A 25,631-nucleotide genomic window follows, 5' to 3' on the forward strand; every position below is an offset into this window, starting at 1 on the left:
TCGAACATCAACGACTTGCAAAAAAGCCACCCGAAGGTGGCTTTCATCGTCCGCGGCTACTGCCGATCAGCGGTCGTTCTTGTGGCTCTGGCGGCCGGCGTTGGCGTGCTGCTCCGGCGTGCCGCCGCGGGTGGAGTTACCCGACTGGCTGTTGCCGCGGTTGCCCGACTGGCTGTTGCCCGAGGACGAGCTCTGGCGGTTGCCGTCGTTCTTGTGGCTCATCGAGCCGGCGCGGCGTGCTTCTTCGGACGTGAACTCGTGGGCATTGCCCGAAGCGTGGGCGGCGCGGCCGCCTTCGGAGGCGATTTCGCGCTGGCGTTCCGGGTCCATCGATGCGAAGCCGCGGTTGCTGGTGCCGCCGTTGTTGGCGGATTGGCTGTTGCCGCGGTTGCCCGACTGGCTGTTACCTTTGGTGAACTGGTTGTTGCCTTGCGGGTTGTTGTTGTTCGAACGGTTCGATGCCATGACGATCTCCTTAAAATTTAAGTTGAACACTGCACATCCTTTATGCGACTGGGGTTGCCAAGTCACGTGAAGGAGTCGCCATGGTAGGCCGGCACCCATGGTTTTTTTATAAGTCCAGTCCTTACGGTAGCGTAGGAGTGTGCCCCACGGCCGGGTCGGAGCGTTCACTCAGCCGCCGCAACGGATGTGTACCCGCGCGCAACCCGCCCACGGCCACTTTTTCCGCTCAGGAAACTCCGATGTCGAAGAGAAATAAGCTCGGCGCATGGCAAGGCAAACCAGCCGTGATGAGACCTGGACGCAGATATACACAAGGCTAATCGCCGGCATGGGAAATGAGAATTGGCTTTATATCTTGGTGACGCGTACGATTCAACCATCGCACAACGCAAGACGAATTCAGGAGCTGACCATGACGACCACGACCGCACCACGCTACGAAGCGCGCACCGAAACCTCGGCCTTCGGCCGCTTCCTCGCCACCTTCAAGCGGGAACTGCGCCGCGCCCTCGAGCTGGCCGGCGCGCCCTACGTGAACGGCCCGCTGCCGCCGCTGTAAATCAGGGCACCCTACATGCAAAAGCCTCCGCAAGGAGGCTTTTTTGTTGATGGGGAAGAAAGGGCAGCCGCCGTCAGTGCGCGTGCCTTGGGGCTCTCGTCCGCACCGCCGGTGCGGGATAGCGCGTCGATTCGACGGCGAAGCGGTCGCCGTCGCGCCGGTGGCCCGGCGTCGACAGCACTCGCGTGATCACGTTGCGCGGCACGCCCTGCGCCGCCATATACACCCAGGCATTCGCCGCGCCGCGCTGGGCATCCACCACCAGTCCCTGGCGCACCACGGCTTCCAACTCGCTGTTTTTTCTCATTTGACGCTTCATCGCTCCACCTGTTGTTGGGATTCCGGTTCGATGGCCGGAATCGTCTGCCTTGCCAGCACGGCCAGCTCGGGGCCGCCGTCCTGCAAGGCCTGGATCACCCGCGCGACCAGGGCCTGGTCCGCGAGCCCGTACTCCTGGGCCTTGATTCCCTCGATCTGAAGCTGGATGGCACGCAGCTTGCGCAAGGCCTCGGAATCCGGCCCCGCCGTCTGCGCCACCTGCTGCAGCAATACCTCGGTGATCACTCCCAGTTGCTTGCCATAGGACGCCACTTCCTCGAACGCGCGTCGTTCGATGCGCGCATTGCCGGCACCGGGCCGTATCAGGTTCTGGAACCAGGTCACATCGGGATCGATGGCCTGGGAAACGGCGCCGCTGAAGGGAAAATGGAACTGCGGGGCCAGGTACATGAACAGGAAGGGAGTCATCTGCGCGCCTATGTGGTTTGTTGAACTACCCAAGGACGGCTGGTTACGCCGTTCGCCGGCGGGCGCGAAGGCGACCGCCGGGATGTGTCCAACATGGTAGCGTCTGGCAGATAAAAAACTGTCACTGATTGTAACCGTTACTGCACGCTTTTGGACCTGGCTCAATGGCGGGCCGGTTCGGCCGCGGGCGTGCGCGGCGGTATCGTGCCGTTCAGGTGGTAGTCGCCGATCATCCGCTCGCGCAAGATGGCCGGGTTGTGCGACGCGGCCGTGCGGGCGTTGCGCCAGTGCCGGTCGAGCCGGCGCGCCTCGCTGGTGGCCGAGGCGCCCCCCACCTCGAACAGCAGCGTGCTCGCCTGCAGCACCAGGTCGATCACCACCTGCTGGGCCTGGAATGCGCGGATGTCGGTCGCGGCATACAGGGCGTCGTCCGCCGTACCCGCCCGGGCGCGCTGCCACGTATCTTCCAGCGCACGCGCCACATTGTCGACCAGGCTGTCGGCCGCGTACGACAGGCTGGCCAGCCGCCCCACCACGCGCTGCACCAGCGGGTCGTGGCGCGGGCTCGATTCGCCCGGCACATCGAAGGCCCGGGTCTTGCCCTGGACAAAGGCGATCGCCTCGCGCAGCCCGGCGCGGGCCGCGCCGGCCATGCTGGCAAGCAGGACCAGTTGCAGGAAGGCCTTGTTGTACGACGCCGGCACGGCGCCGTCGAAGCGGCGCACCACGTGCACCTCGGACAGGCGCACATTGTCGAACACGGTGGTGCCGCTACCCGTCATGCGCTGGCCGAAGCCGTCCCAGTCGTCGAGCCGCGTGATGCCCGGCAGGCTGGCGGGGAAAGCCAGGCTGGCCAGCTGTTCCCCATCCAGGGCCGTCGCCACGATCCAGTCGGCGTAGATGGTGCCCGTGCTGTAGAACTTCTTGCCGTTCAACAGCCAGCCCTCCCCCGCGGCGTCACTGACCCGGGCGATCGTGGTACCGATCGTCGTGCTGGCGGCCTGCTCGGCCATCGCGTAGCCGATCAGGGCGCCGTCGACGACCTTCGGGAACCAGAAAACGCGGGTTGCCTCGTCCTCATGGGTCAGGCGGCTCTCCAGGAAGGAGAAATGCCCGCGCAACAGATGCGAGATGTTCGAATCGGCGGTCGCCAGCTCCAGCAGCAGGGCGAAAAATTGCGGCAGCGTGGCGCCCAGGCCGCCGTAGCGGCGCGGCACGCGCAGCGCGCCGAAGCCGGCCTCGCGCAATTGCCTCACTTCGTCGAACGGCAACCGGCGCTCCCGCTCCCGCTCGACCGCGCCGGCGGCGATGCGGTCGAAGATCGGCTGGAAGCGCGCGCGCAACTGCTCGTCCGTGAAAGCCGGCCCGGCATCCGGCGTGGCGTGGATATCGCTCATCGCTCCTCCCCTTCAACGGAATGCGTACTGGATGCCGGCGTACACGCCGAAGCCCTCCCCCGGCGCCGAGCGCCGCTGGTCGGTCCCGGCGTCGTCGTATGCCGGCGCCACGCTGGACACATAGTGCTTGTTGGCCAGGTTGCGCAGGTCGAGGAACAGCTTCCAGCCGGCCGTCGGGTGATCGTAGCCGAAGCTGGCGTTGACGAGGCCATAGCCGTGGGTGCGGAACGAATTGGCATAGTCGACATCGATCGGCGACGCGGCCTGCACCGACAGGCCGGCGTAGAACCCGCCCGGATGCTCGTATTGCAGCTCGCCCTGGTAGAAGCGCTTCGGAATACCCGGCAGCGTGTTGCGGCCGAAGCGGCGATCGTTGCGGAAGTAGAAGTCGTTCAGCGTAAACGACTGGCGCGCCGAGACCTTGCCGGCCGCGCCGCCGTCCCACAGCTGCGATTCCAGACCCGCCTCGATGCCCTGGTGGACGGTCGGCGTGGCATTCGATTCAGCCGTGATGGCGGCCGACGTGGCCGATGCGGGAATCACTTCCACGGACAGGAGCTCGTTCTTCACCAGGGCCCGGTAGACGGACAGGCTCCAGTTCGAGTCGAACGCCCTGCCCCGCGTGCCAATCTCCACCGTGTTGGCCTTCTGGTCCTTCAAATCGAGGCCGCGCCGCGACAGCCCGGTGGCCGGGCCGGACGTGAAGGTGGGGGGAATCGTCAGGAAGGCCCAGGTATTCGGCGGTTCCACCGAGCGGCTGATGTTGCCGAACACCTGGATCTCGTTGTCGAACGTGTAGCGCAGGCCGGCCCGCGGCGCCAGCGCCGTGGTGCTGCGCCGATAGGGCTCGTTCGTGACGGGATACACGACTTCCGTGTAGCGCCTGGTCTTGATGGCGGATACCCCGGTCGTCAGCCACAGGTTCGTCGCCACCTCCAGGTCGCTCCCGGCGTGCAGCACGTGGTCTTCGCCATCGTACTCGGCGCGGCGGATCAGCGTACCCACCGGCAGTTGGGCCGTGGCGGCGGCGGGGATGCGCACGCGGGTATCGAGCCAGGCATGGTTCAGGTGGTTCGTCGACAGCACGCCCACCTTCGTTTCGCTGCGCCTGCCGAACAGCGTGCCGCGCCGCGCGTACTGCAGCGAGTACGACGCGTCGGAGAATCCCCAGCTGCCCACGTTCACGGCCAGCTGCTGGTCGATCGGATAATCGTGCACCACCACGCCCAGTTCCAGCGACGAGTCATCGTCGATAATCCAGGTGGTCTTGTTGGCCAGCCAGCGCGAACCCGGCTGGTTGCGGTGCGCGTTCTGCGACACGGCGACCGGGTTGGCCTGGCGAGGGTCCTGCTCGATCTGCGCCACAGTCAGCGCGCCGGGTTGGTAATTGTCGGTTTTCCGGTAGCGGAAGTAAAAACGCGTCTCCAGCTTCGGATCGAAGCGGTAGCCCAGGTTGCCGATGAAGGCGCGCGACTTGCCCTGCGACAGCGCCTGGTAGCCGTCCCGCTCGGAGCCGATCGTGGCCACGTAGTAATCCCAGTTGCCGATCACCTGGCCGGAACTGGCCGCCACCTTCTTGTAGCCGTAGCTGCCGCCTTCCACGCGCACTTCGAACGGTGCGGCGTCGCGACCGGTGCGCGTCACGTAATTGATGGCGCCGCCCAGCATCAGCGCGCCGGCGTCGAACGCATTGGCACCGCGCAGGATTTCCGTGCGCGACAGGCCGAGGGGCTCGAACAACTCATATGGCGTGCCGCCCGGCCCCGTGACGGGCAGTCCGTCGAACAGGAACAGCGTGCCGGAGCGGAAGAAGTTGGTGCCGCGGTTGATGGCCGAGCCGCGGATCGAGATCTTGATACCGTCCGTGCCGCCGGCCGCCTGCGCGTACACCCCGGGCTGGAAGGCCAGCACGTCTTCATTGGTGAACACGCGCCCTTTTTCCACCTGTTCCTGGCTGACGACGCTCACGCCGCCCGGCACTTCTTCCAGGCGCAGCCTGGCACGGTCCACGCCGTTGAACCTGCCCGTCACATGCACGGTGCCCGCCATCGTGATGCTGCTGCCGGCATCGACGGCGCTCGTGGTGGCGGCCGCGCCGGCCACTTCGGCCTGGCCGGCCGCGGCCACGGCCAGCGCCGGTGTCGCCTCGATGGCGGCGACGGCGGCGGCGATCGAGGCGGCATGGGCCGCCGTCGCGCACAGCAGCGCGGCCGCCGCCGCGGTTGCCGTCATGGCGCGCCGGCGATGAACTGGGAAGATCGGTTGCTGCTCGAACTGGGGATACACGTGCCGTTCTCTCTTTCGGTGTTTGCGATGGGAATAGTGAGCGGCAAGTTACCGAACCATGCCGCATTGCACAAACAATCAAAAGTGGAAACGATATGACCGGAATCGATATATGGATGTGCCGCGCGCCGTGGAAGCCATGCGCGGCCGGCGGCCCTTTGCAAAAGCGCTCGCGCACGTTTTCGATATCCATATTCAAAACCCTTCGTTGTCAAAGCGCCATGGATAACTATCATGGTCGCGTGTGACTGACATGGAGCGACAATGAATTTCCAGCAGCTGCGCTTCGTGCGCGAAGCGGTGCGCAACAACCTGAACCTGACCGAGGTGGCGGCCGTGCTGTACACGTCGCAATCGGGCGTGAGCAAGCAGATCAAGGACCTCGAGGATGAACTGGGCATCGAGCTGTTCGTCCGTTCCGGCAAGCGCCTGACGGCGCTCACGCGCGCCGGCGACGGCGCCGTGCAGATCGTCGGCCGCATCCTGCAGGAGACGGAGAACCTGCGCCGCTACGCGAGCCAGTACGCGGGCGTGGACAGCGGCCGCCTCGTCATCGCGGCCACGCACACGCAGGCGCGCTACACGCTGCCCAGGGTGGTGGAGGAATTCAACCGCGCCTACCCGAAGGTCACGCTGGAGCTGCACCAGGGCACGCCGCGCCAGATCGCCGCCATGGTCAGCGATGGCGAGGCGGACATCGGCATCGCCACCGAGGCGCTGGACGGCGCGGCCGACGTGCAAGCTTATCCCTGTTTTACATGGAGCCACCGCGTGGTGGTGCCGGAAGGCCATGCGCTGCTGGGCAAGGCACCGGTCACGCTGGCCGACATCGCCGCCCATCCGCTGGTGACCTACAACGAGCAGTTCACCGGCCGCAAGTGCGTGGATGCCGCGTTCAGCCAGGCCGGCCTGGTGCCCGACCTGCGGCTGACGGCGATGGATGCCGACGTGATCAAGACCTATGTGCGGCGCGGCCTGGGCGTGGGCATCGTGGCCGAGATGGCGCTGGAGGACAGCGAGGCACGCGGCCTGCGGGTGCTGGAAACGGACGGCGAACTGTTCGGCACGTGCACGACGATGCTGGGCGTGCGCAACGGCGTGTTCCTGCCCAGCTTCGCCTACCGCTTCATCGAGATGTTCGCGCCGGGGCTGAAGGTGGCGCCGCAGTAGGACGCTAAGGTGTCGGACATTTTTTCCGGGCGCTTTATCCGGAAAAAGTGTACGACACCGGTGTTCTTTCGAGGTCTCGGCTGCGGATGGGAATACCGGTGTCGCACACATTTTCCGAGCCACCGGTTTTTCCTACCGCAGTCGAGACCTCGCAGGAAAACCGGTGTCGCCGGCTGGGCAGGTCACCCGCGCGGCACGCGCCCCGTGACCGGATACGCGGGGTCCGTGTACCCGGGCGTGCTCGGGTGCCCCGGCGACACCAGGCGGTCGAACAGCGCCTCATCCTCGGCGGTGAAGCGGTAGTCCAGCGCGGCGCGGTAGTTGCGCCACTGCGCGAGCGTGCGCGGGCCGCCGATCACCGACGAGACGTGCCGGTTGTTCAGCACCCAGGCGAAGGCGAATTCGGCGGTCGAGATGCCGCGTGCCCGCGCCTCCTCGCCGATGGCCTGCGCCAGCGCCAGCGATTCCGGGCGCCATTCCGTCTGCAGCGCGCGGGCATCGTTGCGGGCGATGCGGCTGCCCTCCTCCGGCGCGGCGCCGGGGCGGTACTTGCCGGTCAAAACGCCCCGGGCCAGCGGGCTGTAGGGCACCACGCCCAGGCCGTGGTGCGCGGCCGCGGGCAGGTGTTCGACTTCCGGCATGCGATTGGCCGCGTTGTAGTAAGGCTGCGTGACGACCGGCGGCGCGATGCCCAGCTGGCGCGCCAGGTGCGCCACCTCGGCGATCTGCCAGGCCGGGAAGTTCGACAGGCCGTAATAGCGGATCTTGCCCTGGGCGAGCAGATCGCCCAGCGCGCGCAGCGTTTCCTCCAGCGGCGTCAGCGGGTCGGGCCGGTGCAGGTAATAGATGTCGATATGGTCGGTTCCCAGCCGCGCCAGGCTTTGCTCGGCCGCCTGCAGCACGCGCCGCCGCGACAGGCCGGCCTCGTTCGGCCAGTCGCCCGTCTTGTTGCCGACCTTGGTCGCCAGGATCCACTTGTCGCGCCGCGCGGCAATGGCGCGGCCCACGACACGCTCGGACTCGCCGCCGTTGTACACGTCGGCCGTGTCGATGAAGTTGATGCCGTGTTCGTGCGCATCGTCGATGATGGCGCGCGCGTCGGCCTCGTCCGTCACGCCGCCGAACATCATCGTGCCCAGGCACAGCGGCGATACGCGCAGCCCGCTGCGCCCGAGAAGTTGGTAGTTGCTCATGCTGCTCCTTATGCCTTGGCCAGCCAGACGTTGGCCCAGTTGTTGCGGGTCTGGTACGGAAGTTCGTTCACGTTGCGGACCCGCTTGTTGAAAACGGAAAAGAAATACACTTCCAGCAGCGGCAGCACGGGCAATTCGGCCTGCACGAGCTGCTGGACGCGCCGGTAATTCGTCTTGCGCAGCGCCGGGTCGGCGCCGGAGCGCGTCGGTGCCAGCAATGCCTCCACTTCCCGGTTCGCATAACCGGATACCTTGTACCACGGCACGCCGCGCTTGTCGCCGCGGGCGCCGAAGCGGATCTCGAGGTTGTTCTGCGGGTCGCGCGTCCAGCCACCCCAGGTGCTGATGACCTGGAAGTCGCGTTTCGTGAACACGTCGCGCGTCCAGGTCGACAGGTCCTTCGCGCCCAGCGACACGTCGATGCCCACGCGGCGCAGCGCCTGCCGCACGAACTCGCCGGTGCGGCGGTAATCGTCGCCGAAGGGGATGAAGTCGTGCGTCAGCCTGAAGCGCCACCCGCCGGCCTTGCGCGGCAAGCCCGCCGCATCGAGCAACTGTTCGGCGCGTTTCGGGTCGAACGGGTAGGTCGGCACATCTTTCGTGAAATACTCGGGCACGCCGGACGGCACGGGCGCATCGAGCGGCGCCCCGTAGCCACCCCACACGGTCTTCACCAGCGCCGCGCGGTCGATCGCATGGGCGATCGCCTGGCGCACGGCCAGCTTGCCGATGACGGGATCGCGCAGGTTGAATTCGAGCCAGTAGCTGTTCGGCTCGTACTGCTGCGTGTCGATCGCCAGGTTCGGGTTGCCCTTCAGCCGGGCCGCGTCGCTGAACGTGATCGGGTTGCGCGCCGCATAGTGCGCGGCGCCCGTCTCCAGCGCGGCGGCGCGGCTGGCCGAGTCGTTGATCACTTTCCACACGATGCGGTCCAGGTGCGGCAGGCCGGGCAGGTAGTAGTCGGGGTTGCGCTCCAGGACGATATGGCTGCCCCGCTGCCATTCCTTGAACCGGAACGGCCCCGTTCCCACCGGCTTGTTGTTGTACGGGTTCGTGAGGATGTCGGTGCCCTCGAACAGGTGTTGCGGCAGGATCTGCCCGGCGCTGACGCCGAGGTGCCGCACGAGAATCGGCCACTTCTCCTTCAGCCGCAATACCACGGTGTGCGCATCGGGCGTACTGACCTTGGCGATCACGTTCGTGACCGCGCTGTGGTAGGTCGGCCAGATCTGCTCGATGGAAAACTTCACGTCGCCCGCATCGAACGGGTGGCCGTCGTGCCAGCGCACGCCCTTGCGCAGCCGGATGGTCCAGTCCAGGCCATCGGCCGACGTCTCGATGCCCAGGCCCAGCCGAGGCAGGAGCGCGTAGTCGTTCCCTTCGGTGAACAGGCGATCGTAGATCTTCGAGGTCACGATGGAAATCGGATTCGCGCCGTTCACGTGCGTGGCCAGCGTGGATGGTTCCGGGTGGGCAATCGCCACCAGCGTGCCGCCGCGCACCGGCGTGTCCGCCGCGCCGGCCAGAAGCGGCAGCGAGCCTCCGGCCAGCGCCGCGCCGCCCAGGCGCAACAGCCGGCGCCGCCCGGGATCGGGCAAGGCATCGAAAACGGGATTCGTGAATGCCATGCCCGCCCTCACAGCCCTGCCGCCAGCCGCGGTTGCGGCGGCTCGCCGGCCAGCGGTTCGGGGCCTTCCGGCATCGCCTTCGCCTTCGGCGCCTGCTCGGCCCATTTCGGCCGGCGCAACGGCACCTTGTCGTTCACGTAGTAATTGCCGACATCGAACAGGCGCCAGCGCACCGGGTCGTGCAGCGTGTGCGTGCGTGCGTCGCGCCACAGCCGGTCGAGGCCGTGCTCCGGCGCCGTCGCGCGGGTCCCGGCCAGCTCGAACAGCTTGTTGGTGGCCAGCAGCGCACTGTGCGTGCTGGCCGCGCGCACCTCCGACACGGCCACCGCGGCGCGGGTCCAGTCGTCGGCAAGCCCGCTCGCAGACGCCTTGTCGATCGCCAGGCCGGCACGCTCCAGCAGCGCCTCGGTGCCGTGCAACGCCACCGCCAGGTCGCCGATCTCGCGCACGCTCAGCTGGTCTTCTTCCCACACCGCGTCGTCATCGGCCTTCGGATTGCGCTTGCGGATGAAAGCGATCGTCGCCTCGAAGGCCGCGCGGGCGATGCCCGTGTCGATGGCCGCGTGCATCACCTGCCCGACCGGCCCGACCGGTTTCACGTGGTCCGCATCGATCGGGTGCGGCACCAGCCACTCCGGCTTCAGGTACGCATTCTCGACGATGACGGTACCGCTGGCCGTGGTGCGCTGGCCGAACGAGGCCCAGTCGTCGACGATGCGCAAGCCCTGGGCCGTGCGCGGGTAGATCGCCAGGAAGTGGCGCTTCGCCCCGTCGGCCACGGCAACCGGCACCCAGTCGGCGAACAGCGCCCCGGTCGAATAGTACTTGCGCACATTGACGCGGTAGCCTTCGCCATCCGGCGCCAGGCTGGCCTTGCGGTCTTCGGGCTTGCGCACGTCCGGTTCCACGAGCGCGTTGCCGAAATGGTCGCCGGCCAGCACGCGCTCGAAGAAGAACCGCTTCTGTTCCTCGCTGCCCTCGTGGCGGATGATCTCGAGGATGAAATAATGGTTTTGCGGGATCTGGCCGATCGACGCATCCGCCGCCGACAGGATCGCGAATACCCTGGCCAGCGTGGCGTACGACACGCCGGCGCCGCCGTACTCGCGCGGCACGGTGATACCCCACAGGCCGCTCTGGCGCACCTGCCGCAGCTCGGCGACGGGCAGGCGGCGTTCGCGGTCGCGCACCTGGGCGCCCGGCGCGAAGTCGGCGGCCAGCGCCGCCGCGACGGCCAGTGCCTCGGCATCGTCGCGGATCACGTGCACGCGGCCCTGGCCGATCGGGGTAATGGCGGAATGTGCTGCATCATTGCTCATGGTCGCTCTTTCAGTTCCTCAGTTTCGGGTTGAAGTATTCGTTCAGCGAGTCGCCCAGCACGTTCAGCGCCCACACGGTGGCCATCACGGCCACGCCGGGGATGGCGATCATGTACCAGCCGGTGCGGATGGCCTCGCGGCCCGTGCCGATCATGGCGCCCCAGCTGATGGCGTTCGGATCGCCCAGGCCCAGGAAGGCCAGGCTGGATTCGGCCAGGATGCAGCCGGTCACCACGACCGACACGCTGACGAGGATGGGCGTCAACGCATTCGGCAGGATGTGCCGCACGATGACGCGGCCGTGGCCCATGCCTGCTGCCAGGCCGGCTTGCACGTACTCGCGCTGACGGAGCGCCAGGACCTGGCCGCGCACCACGCGTGCCGGATGCGTCCACGACGTCAGGCCCAGGGCCAGCACCACGACCTCGACCGAAGGTTCCAGCACGGCCACCAGGATCATCACCAGCAGGAAGCGCGGCACGATCTGGAAGAAATCCGTCACGCGCATCAGCAGGTTGTCCGCCCAGCCGCCGCAATAACCGGCCAGCGTGCCGACGGCCACGCCGATCAGCAGTGTCAGGCCGGCCGCGCTGAAGCCGACCAGCAGCGAGACGCGGGCGCCGTGCGCCACGCCCGCGGCGATGTCGCGGCCCATCAGGTCGGAGCCCAGCGGATGGGCCCAGTCCTGGCCGGGCCACAGGTAAGGCGCGGCGACCATGTCGAACGGGTCGGCGGGATACAGTAACGGCGCCAGCAGGGCGACCAGGATGACCAGCGCGAGGATGACGGCGCTGAGGCGTACGGGCAGTGATGTCATCATGCGGCGAGTTCGATACGGGGGTCGAGCCTGGCGTAGACGACGTCCAGCAGCAGGCTGGTGGCCATCACCAGCAGGGAGCTGAGGAAGAGGATGGATAGCAGCAGGCTCGTATCGCGGGCGACGACGGCGTTGAAGATCAGCCGGCCGATGCCGGGCCAGGAAAACACGGTTTCGATGACGATGCTGCCGGCCAGCAGCTCGCCGAAGTTCGCCGCGACCAGGGTCAGCACCGGCAGGATCGCATTGCGCAGCGCGTGCCGGAACACCACCACGCGCCCGGACAGCCCCTTCGAGCGGGCGGTGCGGATGTAGTCCTCCTGCAATGCATCGATCATGGAGGCGCGGGTGAAGCGGGCATACACGGCGGTCGAGTACACGGAGAGCGTGGCGACCGGCAGCACCAGGTGCCACAGCACGTCGCGCACGCCGGCCCAGCCTTCGCTGCCCACCTCGCGCATGCCGCCGATCGGGAACCATTGCAGCGTGACGCCGAACAGCACCACCATCATCAGCGCCAGCCAGAACACGGGTACCGAATAGCACAGCGCCATCAGTGCGGAAACGGCGCGATCGAGCCTGCCGCCGCGCCGGCGCGCGCACAGCACGCCCAGCAGCACGCCGACCGAGACCGACAGGGCGAGGCTCGTCAGGCCGAGCAGTGCCGTGGCGCCGATCCGTTCCGCGATCAGTTCCGCCACGGGTGCGCTGTAACGGTGCGAGTAGCCCAGGTCGAACGTCAGCAGCCGTTTCACGTAATCGAGCAGCCGCACGTGCAGCGGTGCGTCCAGCCCGAACGCCTGCCTCAGGTGGGCCAGCTTTTCCTCGCCGCCGTCGACCGTGTCGGCCGCCGACTCGCTGGCCATCACTTCGGCCAGGTCGCCGGGCACCAGTTGCAGCAGGGCGAAGTTCAGTACGCAGATGCCTAGGATGATGGGCACGAACTGCAGCAGCCGCCGTTTCAGGTAGCCTTTCATCGCGCCACCTGCCGGCGTTCGTCGGCGAGATGGGCGGGCGCCGCCGGCCACGCCGGGGTGGCGGCCAGCAGCGCGCGCGTGTAGGGATGGCGCGCGTTCGCGAAGAGTTCGTCGCGCGGCAGCGTCTCGACCACCTCGCCCTTCTGCATCACCATCACGCGGTCGGCGATGTAGTTGATCACCGACAGGTCGTGCGAGATGAACAGGTAGGAAAGCCCGAATTCGGCCTTCAGGTCGACGAACAGGTTCAGGATCTGCGCCCGCACCGACATATCCAGCGCCGAAACCGGCTCGTCGCAGATGAGCAGCTTGGGCCGCAGGATCAGCGCCCGGGCAATGCCGATACGCTGCCGCTGCCCCCCGGAGAATTCGTGCGGATAGCGGCGCGCGGCCGCCGCGGGCAGGCCCACCGCGTCGAGCATCTTCGCCACGCGGCGCGCCCGCTCGGCGCGGTCGCGCACCTTCTGGACGACCAGCACTTCTTCCAGCGCGTCGCCGATGCGCTGGCGCGGGTCGAGCGAGGCATAGGGGTCCTGGAACACCATTTGCACGTTGGCGCGGTGAGGGCGCAGGGCGCGGCCCGACAGCGGGGCAATATCGGTACCGTCGAGTATCACCTGTCCCGCCACCGCCCGGTTCAGGCCCACGATGGTCTTCGACAGCGTGGACTTGCCGCATCCGGATTCGCCCACAAGGCCCAGTGTCTCGCCCCGGCCGATGTGGAACGACACATCCTTCACGGCGGAAATCGTGCCGTAGCGCGAAGAGTACTGCGCCACCAGGTGGCGCACGTCGAGCACGGGCGCGGCCGGCTGGTTGACCGTGGCATGGCACGGTTCCGGGTCGCGGCGCTCCTGCCGCGTGAAGCTGAAGCTGCGCCGGCCCGCGTCATCGACGCCATTGCGGATCTCGGCCAGCTTCACGCGGCTGTAATGGCAAGCGGCATCGACATGCAGGGACGACGCCAGCAGGCCCTGGCTGTACCGGTGGCGCGGCGCGAAGAACAGCTCGTCGCGCGTGCCCTCCTCCACCTTGCGCCCGTCCTGCATCACGGCCACCCGGTCGGCCCACTGGCCGACCACGGCCAGGTCGTGCGTGATCAACAGCAGCGACATCGACAGTTCGCGCCGCAGGCTGGCGAGCAATTCAAGCACCTGGGCCTGGATCGTCACATCCAGCGCGGTGGTCGGTTCATCGGCGATCAGCAGGCGCGGTTCGCATGCCACGGCGATGGCGATCATCACGCGCTGGCGCTGGCCGCCGGAAAGGTGGTGCGGATAATCGTCGACACGGCGCTGCGGCTCGGGGATGCGCACCAGGTCCAGCAGCTCGATGGCACGGGCGCGCGCCGCCGCGGCACCCAGGCCGCGGTGGCGGCGCAGCACTTCGCCGATCTGCGTGCCGACGGTCAGCACCGGGTTCAGCGACGTCATCGGTTCCTGGAAAATCATGCCGATGGCATTGCCGCGCAGGTCGCGCAGGGCGCTCTCCGGCGCGGCCAGCAAATCCCGGCCCTCGAACAGGACGCTGCCGTCGACGCGTGCCTTGGGCGGCAGCAGGGCGGCGATCGCACCGGCCACCGTCGACTTGCCGCAACCGGATTCGCCGACCAGCGCCACCACCTCGTTGCGCCGCACATCCAGGTCGAAGCCTTGCACCGCCGCACCGTTCGGGTACCACACGTCCAGCTGTTTCACTTGCAGCAGCGGCGCGGCCGGGGGCCAGGGTGCCGTCATTTCCATGTGCGGAACCTCGCGCCAGGGTGATTGGCGGGCAGCCGCGCGCGGCCAGCACCAAACAGTTTTTCGCGCAGCGTGCCTTCCGCGTATGCCGTCTTGTACAGGCCGCGCGTCTGCAATTCCGGAATCACCAGCTCGATGAAATCGCGGTAGCTTTCCGGCGCCACGGTGCGCGTGAGGTTGAAGCCATCCAGATCGGTCTCGGCGATGAGCCGTTCGATCTCGTCGGCGACCTGCGAAGGCGTGCCGACCAGCGGCGCCTGCTGCGCACCGAAACGGCGGGCCTCGAGCAGCTTGCGGCGCGTGGTGCCTTCCGGGAAGCGCCCCGCGCGGGCTTCGCCGACGCGGCGCAGCCGGTCGGGATACAGGGCGGCCAGCTTGTCTTCGGTGATCTCTTCGTCCAGCCCGAAACGCTCCAGGTCGACGCCGGTGCCGCTGACCATGTGCGCCAGCGCGCCTGCCGGGCTGGCATGGCGGCGGTACTCCTCGTATTTTTCGCGCGCCGCCTTCTCGTTCGTGTCGACGACGACCGACAGGCCGGACAGGATCTTTATGTCGCCGGATGCGCGCCCGGCCTCCACGGCCTGGCCACGGATCGTCGCGACGATCTTGGCCAGCGCCGCCCGGTCCGGCCCGCCCGTGAACACGCATTCCGCGTGCCGGCCGGCGAACCGGTTGCCCCGCTGCGAGGCGCCGGCCTGGTACAGCACCGGCGTGCGCTGCGGCGAAGGCTCGGTGAGGTTGTAGACGTTGTCGATCCGGTAGAACGGGCCCGCGTGGTTGACCCGGTGGATCTTCGCCGGGTCGGCGTAGATGCCCCGCTCGCGGTCGTTGACGACGGCATCGTCTTCCCAGCTGCCTTCGAGCAGCTTGTAGAACGCGTCCATGAAGTCGTCGCCGCGGTCGTAGCGGTCATCGTGGTCGATCTGCTGCTTCAGGCCCACGCCGCGCGCCGCGCTGTCGAGGTAACCGGTGACGATGTTCCAGCCGATGCGGCCGTTCGTCAGGTGGTCGAGCGTGGCGAAGCGCCGCGCGAACAGGTACGGGTGTTCATACGTGAGGTTGGCCGTCACGCCGAACCCCAGGTGGGTCGTCGCCTGCGCCATCAGCGGCACCACGTAGCCCGGATCGTTGACCGGCAGTTGCACGGCCTCGCGCGCCGTCACCTCGATCCCGTCGCCCAGCACGTCGTACACACCCACGATATCGGCCAGGAACACGGCATCGAACAAGCCCTTCTCCAGCAGTTTCGCCAGCTCGATCCAGTATTCGGGCTTCTTGTAGTCGACGGAATTGTCGCGCGGGTGCTTCCACAGGCCGTGGTGGATATGGCCCACGCAATTCATGTTGAACGCGTTCAGGCGGATCTGCTTCGTCAATGTCTTCTCCGACTCATCCGTGGCCGGACCCAGCGCCCAGCCACGAGGCAGCGTAACAGTGCGGCTGGCGGATCGAAACGAACGAATTCGCATTTGCTCATGCGGGCCGGCGTCATAAGCAAAGCAGGAAATGCGATTAACGATGTTGCCTGATTGACTCGGCGCCGTGATTTCCCTACACTCCTTGTGGTTGCGCTAACAAATACCAGGCCGGAGGAAGCGAAAACATGGCACCGGCGCCCCACAGAAGCGGTGGTCGACAGTGTTGATATACGCTACCACGCAGCCGCGCGCACCCAGACCTTGGAGGAGACGTGAAGCAAACGCATCAGGCGCGGCCGGTGGCCGCAGTGTTGGCACGGCCGTTGCTGGCGGCACTCATCGCGGCGATGGCGCCGGCCATGGTGGCCACGACGCTCCTGCCCGCCAAGGCACAGGCGGCCGGGCAGCAATCGGCTCGCCAGCGGATTGCCTTCAACGAGGGGTGGCGCTTCCACCTCGGCGACCCGGATGGCAACTCGGCGCCCTATCTGTACGATATCCGCCCCGAAGTGAAAGAGTCGGCCGACGGGAAGGTGGCCGATGCCATGCCCGAGGAGGCCGCGCGCATCGCCCGCGGCAACGTGCCCGTCCTGAAGCCGTGGATCCTCCCGACCGGTAATGCCTTCATCAAGGACCCGGCAAAGCGCCACCCGCGGCCCGCGCGGGAACCGGCGCTCGATGCGCCCTTCACCAAGGCGGATTTCAACGACACTGCCTGGCGCGCGGTCACGCTGCCGCACGACTGGGCCATCGAAGGCCCGTTCCTCGAGACCGGTCCGTACGGCGGCATGGGAAGGCTGAAGACGTGGGGCCCGGCCTGGTATCGCAACAAGATCAGCGTGACGCCCGGCGACGCGGGGAAGTCCATCTTCCTCGACATCGACGGCGCGATGGCCTACTCGTCCGTATGGATCAACGGCCGGCTCGCCGGCGGCTGGCCCTACGGCTACAACTCCTACCGCGTCGACCTGACGAAGTACCTGGAGCCGGGCGAGAACCAGCTGGCGATCCGCCTGGACAACACGCCCGAATCGGCGCGCTGGTATCCGGGCGCGGGCCTGTACCGCAACGTATGGCTGACCAAGGTCGCGCCCCTGCACGTGGGCCAGTGGGGCGTGCAGGTGCGCACGCCGCGGGTGTCGAAGGAGTCGGCCGAGGTGGCGTGGAATGTCACACTGGACAATGCCGGCAGCGCGCCCGCCACCGCCGAAGTGACCACGCAGCTGTATGCGCTCGATGACAGGGGCGGCATCGCGGGCAAGGCGGTTGCCACCGTCGTATCGCCGCGGACCGCGATCGCGCCGGGCGCCAGCGCCGTCGTGAGCGGGTCGGCTACCGTGCAGAACCCCCGCTTGTGGGGCCCGGTGCCGACGCAGAAGCCGCACCGCTACACGGCCGTGACGACGGTGCGCCAGGATGGCCGCGTGGTCGACCGTTATGAAACGCCGTTCGGCATCCGCGACGTGCGCTTCGACGGTAACAAGGGCTTGTTCGTCAACGGCGAGCACGTGCCGATCCGCGGCGTGAACAACCACCACGACCTGGGCGCGCTGGGCGCCGCCTTCAACGTTCGCGCGGCCGAACGCCAGCTCGAGATCCTGATGGAGATGGGCATCAACGCGGTGCGCATGAGCCACAATCCGCCCGATCCGCAATTGCTGGAACTGACGGACCGCCTGGGCCTGATGGTGCAGAACGAGGTGTTCGACTCCTGGGAGCGCAAGAAGACGCCGCTCGACTTCCACCTGATCTTCCCGGATTGGCACGAGCAGGACCTGCGTGCCATGCTGCGCCGCGACCGCAATCATCCATCCATCGTGATGTGGAGCGTGGGGAACGAGGTGGGCGAGCAGTACACGGGCGAGCACGGCGCCGCCATCGGCCGCAAGCTGGTGGGCATCGTGCACGAGGAAGACCCGGGCCGGCCCGCGACCACGGCGATGAACTGGGCCAAGCCCGACATGCCGCTGCCGGGCACGATGGACGTGATCAGCCTGAACTACCAGGGCGCGGGCATCCGCACGCTGCCGGGGCAGTTCCCCGCATTCCACGAGAAATTCCCCGACAAGGCGATCCTGCACACGGAAAGCGCCTCGGCCCTGTCCTCCCGCGGCGAATACCAGTTCCCGGTGCCGGGTGTGCTGAGCGCTTCCGTGCGGCCCGGCGCCGGCGGCGACCCGAAGACGCAGCAGGTGTCGGCCTATGAACTGTTCGCGGCGGACTTCGGCAGCTCGGCCGACCGCGCCTTCGCCTCGCTGGACCAGAACCCCTACACGGCCGGCGAATTCGTCTGGACCGGCTTCGACTACCTGGGCGAACCGACACCGTACTACGGCGCGCGCAGCTCCTATTCCGGCATCGTCGACCTGGCCGGCTTCAGGAAGGACCGCTTCTACCTGTACCAGGCGCGCTGGCGTCCCGGCCTGCCGATGGCGCACATCCTGCCGCACTGGACATGGCCGGAGCGCGTCGGCGAGGTCACGCCCGTGCACGTGTTCACCTCCGGCGACGAGGCCGAGCTGTTCGTCAACGGCAAGTCGCAGGGGCGGTTGAAGAAGGCGCCCTACGCCTATCGCCTGCGCTGGGACTTCGTCACCTATGAACCCGGTACGGTCGAGGTGGTGGCGTACAAGGATGGCAAGGAATGGGCCCGCTCGTCCGTGAAGACGGCCGGCGCGCCCGCCGCCGTGCACGCAGCGGCCGACCGCGCCACGATCGCCGGCGACGGCCGCGACCTGTCGTTCATCACGGTGCGCGTGACGGACAAGGCCGGGCTCACGGCACCGCGCGCGAACAACCGCGTGCGTTTCGCCATCGACGGGCCGGCGGAGCTGGTGGCCACCGACAACGGCGACCCGACCAGCTTCGAATCGTTTCAGTCGCCCGAGCGCGCCGCGTTCAACGGCCTGGTGCTGGGCATCGTGCGCGCGAAGGCGGGCGCGAAAGGACCGATCACGGTGCGCGTATCGGCCGAAGGCTTGCAGGGTACGAGTGTCGCGCTGCGCGGTACGGGGCGCTGAGACCTCCACACCGTTGTATTTTCCGCCACGTTTTGTCATGCTGTTCCCGCGGCGCCCTCGCCCGCCGCCGGGAACCTCATGACAGACGACGCCACCACCACCACCCGACTGACCCGCACGGCCTTCCTGGCCGGCGCGCTGAACCTGTGCCTGTACCCGGTGCTGATGACGCTGGCCGGCAACGGCATCCTGCTCGGCCTCGAACAGGCGCGTGAAACGCTGATGGCCTTTGGCGACGAAGGCACCGGCAGCGCCGACCCGCTGCAATCGCCCGGCTATGCGCTGTTCGTCACGGCGCTGGCCTACTGGGCCTTCGCCAGCTGGTACTGCGCCCGTATCATGCTGGGCAAGCGCTTCCCGCGCGACCGGCTGCTGCCCTGCATCGACGACCGCTTCGCCGACCTCGCGGCGCGCTGGCTGCCGCGCATCCTCGGCCTGCTGGGCGTGGTGCCGATCACGGTGTTCTTCATGCTGGCCACCCCATCGCCGCGCTACTGGGCCGCGCTGGCTGCCGTGGCCATCGCCTTCCTCGCCTTCGTGGTGTTCCGGCGCCAGTTGCCCGCCGCGCACGTAGGCTGGAGCCGGCGGGACTACGACCCCTTCCCCCGCTTCGACGTCCTCAGCCGCGGCGCCATCGCCACCGTGCTGGCCATGTTCGTCATTTCATTCGGCGTGCTGCTGGCCACGCTGTTCGGGCGAGAGGCGGCCGCGCGCGCGATCGGCTCGCCGGCCCTCGTGCTGATCGCGCTCGGCTCCTGGACGCTGTTCGGCAGCGTCGTGCTCACCTACTGGCCGCGCAGTGCCCGCTGGCCGTCGCTGGCGCTGCTGCCGTTCGGCGCGGCCCTCGTCCTGTCCTTCTTCAACGAGAACCACTTCGTGGCCGGGCACGGTGCCGCGGCCGGCGCCGGGCAGCGGTCCGCATTCCCAGGCGACCTGGAAGCCTGGAACGCCGCCCGTGGCGCGCGCGCCGGCGATCCGATCTACCTGGTGGCGGCCGCCGGCGGCGCGTCGCGCGCCGCCTACTGGACCGGCGTGGTGCTGACGAACCTGGAAAACCAGGCGCGCCTGCGGGGCCGCGAGTTCGCCGGCAATATCTATGCGGTGAGCGGCGTCTCCGGCGGCAGCCTCGGGCTGGCGGGCTTCGTGGCCGCGCTGGCGGCGGAGCGCGAAACGGCGGCCGACGGCAGGGGCCCGCTCGCCCCGCGCCCGACGGACTTCCTGGCACGCGACTTCCTTGCCCCGGCCGTCGGCCAGATGCTGTACAGCGACACGATCGCCCGCTTCCTGCCGTGGCCATGCCTGGCCTGCGACCGCTCGCGCGGGCTCGAGGAAGCCTGGGCGCGCGACTGGGAACACCACAGCCGTGCGCAGCCGCACTGGTTCACGCAACCGCTGCGCGCGGCCACGCCGGGGCCGAGCGCGGTGCCGCGCATGATCTTCAATACCACCACGGTCGGCGACGGCCGCCTCGTCGTGCAATCGGACGTGCGCTTCGTGCCCACCGATGCCTACGACATCTTCGACGCCGCGCTGGGCACGGCGCGGCTGACCCGGGCCGGTGCCGTGCACAATTCCGCGCGTTTCACCTATGTGAGCCCGGCGGCGGCAATCCGGCACGCGGGCAGCGACCGCATGTGGGACTACGTGGTCGACGGCGGCTATTTCGAGAATTCCGGCGTGGCCGCGCTGAACGCGATGATCGGCACGCTGCAGGATGGCAGCCCGGCGCAGCGGGCGCTGGCGCGGCAGATCGTCGTCATCGTCATCGAGAACGACCCGGCCGGCAGCGCGCAATGGATCTGCGACCCGAAGCCGCAGCCGCGTTCGCGCCGCCTCCCCGTCGCGATGGAGGTCAGCGCGCCGCCCTATGCGCTCTACCAGACGCGGAGCGCCCGCGCGCATGCCATGGAAGCGGAAACGATCCGCCTGCTGGGCGGCTGCGCGGCCGGCAAGGTGGTCGAGCTGCGCTACCCGGAGGCGGACCGCAACCGGTCCGGCCATCCCGCCGCCGGCCTGCTGGACGATGATCCTCCCATGAGCTGGTTCCTGAGCGCGGCAAGCCGCACGCGCATGGCCACCGTGCTGTGCGGGAACGGCCCTTCCGACCCGCGCGAGCTGCTGGCCCGCGAATGGCGTCGCGCGCTCGCCTTCATCGACGGCTCGTCGGCACGCGGCGTCGCCGTCCGGCGCGAAGCCTTCACACCGGCCGATACGTCGCTGGCATGCCCGCCACCCACGTCCCTTCAGCACCAGTAACCAGAACCGGTGACAGGCTCCGCCTCTCAACTATTGCTGCTGCAAGGAAGGGGACTGTCCCCAATTTTTAGCAACAGTCAAGGAAGGGGACTGTCCCCGATTTTTAGCAACAGCCAGCAAAATCAGAGAGTTATGACCTGGGGCGCCGTGGCTGAGCTGGTTGCAAAACAACGAGTTGCCAACAATGTTTCGGAAAAGGCGGTGCCTGTCACTGGTTTTCGGGCACGTCCAGCGTGCCGACGACTTCCAGCGTGCCGTCGGGTCTTGCTTGCGCCACGACCATCTCGCCCTGCGACACGCTGCGGCCGGACAGCGCGCGGATGTTGACGTCGTGCGTCACCAGCACGAGGTTGCCGGGCTCGCGGTACGTGGCGGCGAGCGTGCGCACGGCGGCCAGCTTGCGGGCGATCGTCGCGTCGTCCTGCCGCCAGTTCGAGTCGACCATCTCGGCCGGCTCGGCGCGGCCGAACGCGAGTTCGACGGTGTCCCGGCAGCGGCAATAGCGGCTCGTCAGCACGCGGCCCACGGGCACCTTGCGCCGTTCGAAGGCGGCGCCGATCGCCTTTGCATCGGCCCGGCCCTCCGGCGACAGGTTCCGCTGGGTCTTGCAATCGCCCAGCCTGAAGCCGGGCGGGTCGCCGACGCCCGGCGTGGTCTGCGCGTGACGCAGCAGCACGACATGCCCGCCGGCCGCGAGCCGGTTCCACAGCCCGGCTTCGTCGGCCAGCGCGGACGAGCCTTGAAAGGCCGACGCGGCCAGCAGGCCGATCGCCACCCTGCGCAATCCGATTGACATGAACCACCTCCCGATGTGATCGACGAACGCTCACCATGATGAGCGAAACGCGTGTTTTACAGCGCGCCCCGGCAAGTAATATATCAGCGCTCCGCCAACCTCCGCCGCCGCACATGACAACCCGCCGACTCGCCCTCGCCTTCTCCCTCGCCTTCTCCCTCGTCTTTTCCCTCGCGTTTTCGCCGCCGAGTGCCAGCGCCGCCCACGCCGGCGACTTCGACCTGAAGAACGCCGCCGTGCTGGCCGAGGACCAGCCCACGATGCGCCTGGCCGCGGACCTGGTGCGGCGCGACCTGCGCGCCGTCGGCGGCGCCGAGGTGCCGCGCGCCGGCAGGCTGGCCGATTGCCGCGATGTCTGCATCGTCATCGGCCGCCACGATTCGCCGCTGCTGCGCGAGATCGCCAGTACCGAAGGACTCGACTTTGCCGCGCTGGCCGGCCAATGGGAAAGATACCAGCGCGTCGGGATCGTTTCGCGCGCGCGGCCCGGCACGCGGCTGCTGGTGATCGCGGGATCCGACGCGCGCGGTGCCGTCTACGGCGCCGTCGACCTGACGCGCGAGCTGGGCGTCTCCGCCTGGGAATGGTGGGCGGACGTGCACCCTGCCGTGCGCGAACGCGTCGCCGTGCGCGGCGAACGGATCGTCTCCGCGGCCCCATCGGTGCGCTACCGCGGCATCTTCCTGAACGACGAGGACTGGGGCCTGCAACCGTGGGCCGCGAAGACCTTCGACCCGGCGCGGGACATCGGCCCGGCCACGTATGCGCGCATCTTCGAGCTGCTGTGGCGCCTGAAGGCAAACCTGATCTGGCCGGCCATGCACGATTCCACGCAGCCGTTCTACGCGATGCCCGGCAACGCGCAGGTGGCGAAGGACTACGCCATTATCGTGGGCACCTCGCACGCCGAACCGATGATGCGCAATAACGTGCGCGAATGGAAGAAGAGCGACGGTCCGTTCAACTTCTTCACGAACCGCGACGCCATCATGCGCTACTGGAAAAGCCGGGTCGAGGAAACCCGCGGCACCGAAGCCTTCTATTCGATGGGCATCCGCGGCGTGCACGATTCGGCCATGGAAGGCGCGAACACGATCGACGAAGCCCGCGCCGGCGTCGCCGCGGCGGTCGGCGCGCAGCGCACGCTGCTGGCCGATGTCCACCGCAAGCCGCTGGCGCAAATCCCCCAGGCGCTGACCGTGTACAAGGAAGTGCTCGACATCTACAACAGCGGTCTGGATGTGCCGGACGACGTCACGCTCGTCTGGCCCGACGATAACTACGGCTACCTGCACCAGCTCAGCACCCCGAAGGAAGCCGCGCGCGGTGGCGGCACGGGCCTGTACTACCACCTGTCCTACTGGGGCCGGCCGCACGACTACCTGTGGCTGGCGACCACCGCGCCCGGCCTTGTGCGCGACCAGCTGCAACGGGCCATCGCCACCGGCACCGACCGCGTGTGGGTGGCCAACGTGGGCGATATCAAACCGGCCGAGTACCTGACCCAGTACTTCCTGGACGCCGCGTTCGACAAGCGCCAGCTCGAGCGCCCGGCGCGGGAGCACATGCGCGCCTGGTACGCGGAACAGTTCGGGGAACAGCATGCGCCCGCCATCGCGGACATCATGCGCGAATACTACGCGCTGGCATGGGAACGCAAGCCCGAGTACATGGGCTTTTCGCAAACCGAGCCGACGACGCCCACGCGCCAGACCGACTACCTGCGATCGGGCGGCGAGGAAGCCGAACGGCGCCTCGCGCGCTACGCCGCACTGGCCGGGCGCGCCGAGGCCATCGGCGACGCCTTGCCGGCCGACCGCAAGGACGCCTTCTTCCAGCTCGTGCTGTACCCGGTGCGCGCGAGCGCCAACCTGAACACGCGCATCCTGAAGCTGGACCTGGCGGCGCAGTACGCGCGCATGGGACGGCCTTCCGCGCAACGGCATGCGCAACAGGCGAAAGCCGCGCAGCAGGCGATCGCCGCCGACACCGCGCGCTACAACGCGCTGGCCGGCGGCAAGTGGCGCGGCATGATGGACGCGGCGCCACGGCGCCTGCCCGTGTTCATCGAGCCCGTGTACCCGTCATACGGCATGCCGGCGGGCGGCGACTGCGCGCTGGCCTATCCCGCCCCGCTGTCGTCTCAGGCCGGCGCACTGTGGTTCACGCGCGGCGTGCCGGAGACGAAGACGCTGACCGTCGTCCAGCATGGCGCCACGCCGCTGCGCTGGTCGGCGGGCAAGGTGCCGGCCGGCCTGCGCCTGTCGCCTGCGGACGGCACGCTCGATGCCGGCAACGGCTACGAGCAGCGCATCGCCGTGCACTATGACGGCGATGGCGCGACGGGCGGCCTGGAGGTCGGTTGCGGCGACAAGCGCCTGGCGGTGCGGGTAGGGATCGCGCCCGGCGCGCCGTTGCCGACCGAGCGCGAACGCATCATCACGCTGCCGGCCAGCGCGGCCTCGGGGGCCGGCTGGAGCACCGTCGACATGGGCAGCCTGGGCACCGCGCAGCGCGCCGACCTGGCGCTGCCGTCGCGCGACGACGCGGCAGGCGCTCCCGCGCTGGACTATGCCTTCCACAGCCACACGAAGGCCGCCGCGCGCTTGAACATCGTGGCCGTGCCGGTGCACGCGCTCACCTCCGCCAACCGCCTGCGCATTGCCGTGTCCCTCGACGGCGCGCCGCCCGTCACGCTGGACTTCGGCACCGTGGGCCGCAGCGACGAATGGAAGCGCAATGTGCTGTCGAACACCGCCTTGCGCACGCTGGCGCTGCCGGACCTGAAGCCCGGCGCGCACCGGCTGCGCGTGCATGCCCTCGATCCGGGCTTCGTGCTGGACCGGATCGAGATCGTGTTCGATGGGGCGGCCGAGCACTACGGCGCGCCCCCGCACTGAAAGGCCGGCACGCGGCTGCGCCACCGCGCAGCGGCCATCCTCGCGCCCGGCGCACGGCACGCTGCCGTTGGACGGCGAACGATTCCACCCGTCCTGCTGCGCGCACCGGAGCCGGCGCTGGCAGCCGCCCGCCGCTTCAGCGGTGCAGCTCTCCTGCCCGCTCCGGCTGGTAGACGACATCGCGCACGGTGACGGCGAACGTGGCGCCGTCGGGCCGCGTCCAGTCGATGCTGTCGCCCACCTTCAGGCCCAGCAAGGCGCTGCCGACCGGCGTGAGGATCGACAGCTTGGCGGCGCCGCCATCGATGTCCTTCGGGTAGGCCAGCGCCATGTCGAATTCCTCGGCGGTGTCGCCGATGACGAAGCGCACGCGCGAGTTCATCGTCACCACGTTTGGCGGCATGTCGGCCGGCTCCACGACGTCGGCGCGCGACAGTTCCTCGAACAGCGCATCCTGCGCGCGCGCCTGGGCGTCGGGCAAGGAGTCCAGCAAGGCTTCCAGGCGTTCCAGGTCCAGCGACGATACGACGATTTGCGGTTTCATGATCAACCTCTGCAATGTTGGCCCGGCCGGCGGCCGGGCGGATTCAATGGGATTCGCCGGCGCGGCGAAAGCGGGCAAGAACGGTCAAAGAACGGGTAGACAGCGGAGAAGCTCGGGAGGATGGCTCGGCGGGCGGCCGGCCTTGCGCTCCTCACCGAGCAGTGAAAAGCCGGGCGAGGCTGCGCGAAACGAGGGGCGCGTCCGGTATCGAGACGGGCACGCGCGCGCACCGCGGACAGGCCGCGGAAGGCATGGCGCCTCCCTTGTTCAGGGACGAACCATGGCACAGGCAGTGACGTGATCGAATCGTGGTCGGCATGGGATTGGCGCCCGCGGATTGGCGTTCGTGCCGGATTATACACATCCATCCCTGCCCAGCAGCGGGCTGTCCCGGCGC

General features: G+C 68.3%; 19 protein-coding genes. 5 read left to right on the plus strand and 14 right to left on the minus strand.

Features of this window, described 5'->3' with window-relative positions; genetic code table 11:
* Window positions 1-66: 66 nt before the first annotated feature.
* Complete coding sequence (locus tag V6Z91_RS24850) at window positions 67-465, minus strand: KGG domain-containing protein (RefSeq protein ID WP_338762556.1); 399 nt, start codon at window positions 463-465, stop codon at window positions 67-69.
* Window positions 466-877: 412 nt separating this feature from the next.
* On the opposite strand from V6Z91_RS24850, the gene V6Z91_RS24855 reads away from it, so the two are divergent.
* Window positions 878-1,024: a hypothetical protein gene (locus V6Z91_RS24855; protein ID WP_338762558.1), complete on the plus strand. Its 147-nt coding sequence runs from the start codon at window positions 878-880 to the stop codon at window positions 1,022-1,024.
* Window positions 1,025-1,097: 73 nt separating this feature from the next.
* Here V6Z91_RS24855 and V6Z91_RS24860 read toward each other — a convergent pair whose 3' ends face one another.
* The 4 genes from V6Z91_RS24860 to V6Z91_RS24875 form a co-directional block, all read right to left on the minus strand.
* Window positions 1,098-1,331 (minus strand): hypothetical protein, encoded by a 234-nt coding sequence (locus V6Z91_RS24860; RefSeq protein ID WP_338762560.1) that lies wholly within the window; start codon window positions 1,329-1,331, stop codon window positions 1,098-1,100.
* A gap of 8 nt (window positions 1,332-1,339) precedes the next feature.
* Complete coding sequence (locus V6Z91_RS24865; protein WP_338762563.1) at window positions 1,340-1,771, minus strand: hypothetical protein; 432 nt, start codon at window positions 1,769-1,771, stop codon at window positions 1,340-1,342.
* Window positions 1,772-1,932: 161 nt separating this feature from the next.
* Window positions 1,933-3,168 (minus strand): acyl-CoA dehydrogenase family protein, encoded by a 1,236-nt coding sequence (locus tag V6Z91_RS24870; protein ID WP_338762565.1) that lies wholly within the window; start codon window positions 3,166-3,168, stop codon window positions 1,933-1,935.
* A 12-nt stretch (window positions 3,169-3,180) separates the two neighbouring features.
* Window positions 3,181-5,400: a TonB-dependent receptor gene (locus V6Z91_RS24875; protein ID WP_338762568.1), complete on the minus strand. Its 2,220-nt coding sequence runs from the start codon at window positions 5,398-5,400 to the stop codon at window positions 3,181-3,183.
* A gap of 318 nt (window positions 5,401-5,718) precedes the next feature.
* Here V6Z91_RS24875 and V6Z91_RS24880 point away from each other — a divergent pair, with 318 nt between their 5' ends.
* Window positions 5,719-6,624: a CysB family HTH-type transcriptional regulator gene (locus tag V6Z91_RS24880; RefSeq protein ID WP_338762571.1), complete on the plus strand. Its 906-nt coding sequence runs from the start codon at window positions 5,719-5,721 to the stop codon at window positions 6,622-6,624.
* Window positions 6,625-6,806: 182 nt separating this feature from the next.
* On the opposite strand, the gene V6Z91_RS24885 is transcribed toward V6Z91_RS24880, so the two are convergent.
* The 7 genes from V6Z91_RS24885 to V6Z91_RS24915 are packed head-to-tail and all read right to left on the minus strand — an operon-like array spanning window position 6,807 to window position 15,643.
* Window positions 6,807-7,817 carry an aldo/keto reductase gene (locus V6Z91_RS24885; protein ID WP_338762573.1) on the minus strand — a complete coding sequence of 337 codons (1,011 nt, stop codon included), beginning with the start codon at window positions 7,815-7,817 and terminating at the stop codon, window positions 6,807-6,809.
* Window positions 7,818-7,825: 8 nt separating this feature from the next.
* Window positions 7,826-9,445, minus strand: coding sequence for an ABC transporter substrate-binding protein (locus V6Z91_RS24890; RefSeq protein ID WP_338762576.1), 1,620 nt, complete (start codon window positions 9,443-9,445; stop codon window positions 7,826-7,828).
* Window positions 9,446-9,453: 8 nt separating this feature from the next.
* Window positions 9,454-10,764 carry an SfnB family sulfur acquisition oxidoreductase gene (locus V6Z91_RS24895; protein ID WP_338762579.1) on the minus strand — a complete coding sequence of 437 codons (1,311 nt, stop codon included), beginning with the start codon at window positions 10,762-10,764 and terminating at the stop codon, window positions 9,454-9,456.
* Window positions 10,765-10,774: 10 nt separating this feature from the next.
* Window positions 10,775-11,584, minus strand: a complete 810-nt coding sequence (locus tag V6Z91_RS24900; RefSeq protein ID WP_338762582.1) for an ABC transporter permease — start codon at window positions 11,582-11,584, stop codon at window positions 10,775-10,777.
* Window positions 11,581-12,558, minus strand: a complete 978-nt coding sequence (locus V6Z91_RS24905; RefSeq protein WP_338762585.1) for an ABC transporter permease — start codon at window positions 12,556-12,558, stop codon at window positions 11,581-11,583. Before V6Z91_RS24905 ends, V6Z91_RS24900 begins: the two co-directional genes overlap by 4 nt.
* On the minus strand, window positions 12,555-14,300 hold the full coding sequence (locus V6Z91_RS24910; RefSeq protein WP_338762587.1) for an ABC transporter ATP-binding protein: 1,746 nt from the start codon (window positions 14,298-14,300) through the stop codon (window positions 12,555-12,557). Before V6Z91_RS24910 ends, V6Z91_RS24905 begins: the two co-directional genes overlap by 4 nt.
* Window positions 14,291-15,643: an LLM class flavin-dependent oxidoreductase gene (locus V6Z91_RS24915; RefSeq protein ID WP_338772044.1), complete on the minus strand. Its 1,353-nt coding sequence runs from the start codon at window positions 15,641-15,643 to the stop codon at window positions 14,291-14,293. The genes V6Z91_RS24910 and V6Z91_RS24915 overlap by 10 nt, the downstream gene beginning before the upstream one ends.
* A 347-nt stretch (window positions 15,644-15,990) precedes the next feature.
* On the opposite strand from V6Z91_RS24915, the gene galB reads away from it, so the two are divergent.
* Window positions 15,991-18,738, plus strand: coding sequence for a beta-galactosidase GalB (gene galB, locus V6Z91_RS24920; RefSeq protein ID WP_338762589.1), 2,748 nt, complete (start codon window positions 15,991-15,993; stop codon window positions 18,736-18,738).
* 78 nt (window positions 18,739-18,816) lie between these two features.
* The gene (locus V6Z91_RS24925; RefSeq protein ID WP_338762592.1) at window positions 18,817-20,994 is read left to right on the plus strand and encodes a hypothetical protein; all 2,178 of its coding nucleotides are present in this window, start codon (window positions 18,817-18,819) and stop codon (window positions 20,992-20,994) included.
* Between the two features lie 208 nt (window positions 20,995-21,202).
* On the opposite strand, the gene V6Z91_RS24930 is transcribed toward V6Z91_RS24925, so the two are convergent.
* Window positions 21,203-21,790, minus strand: a complete 588-nt coding sequence (locus tag V6Z91_RS24930; RefSeq protein WP_338762594.1) for a histidine phosphatase family protein — start codon at window positions 21,788-21,790, stop codon at window positions 21,203-21,205.
* Between the two features lie 113 nt (window positions 21,791-21,903).
* Here V6Z91_RS24930 and V6Z91_RS24935 point away from each other — a divergent pair, with 113 nt between their 5' ends.
* A complete protein-coding gene (locus tag V6Z91_RS24935; protein ID WP_338762595.1) occupies window positions 21,904-24,690 on the plus strand; it encodes a glycosyl hydrolase 115 family protein in 2,787 nt (928 codons plus the stop codon).
* Window positions 24,691-24,826: 136 nt separating this feature from the next.
* Here V6Z91_RS24935 and rnk read toward each other — a convergent pair whose 3' ends face one another.
* A complete protein-coding gene (rnk, locus tag V6Z91_RS24940; RefSeq protein WP_338762598.1) occupies window positions 24,827-25,234 on the minus strand; it encodes a nucleoside diphosphate kinase regulator in 408 nt (135 codons plus the stop codon).
* Between the last annotated feature and the right edge of the window lie 397 nt (window positions 25,235-25,631).

The sequence above is a fragment of the Massilia sp. METH4 genome (genome assembly GCF_037094685.1).
Taxonomy (GTDB): domain Bacteria; phylum Pseudomonadota; class Gammaproteobacteria; order Burkholderiales; family Burkholderiaceae_D; genus Rugamonas.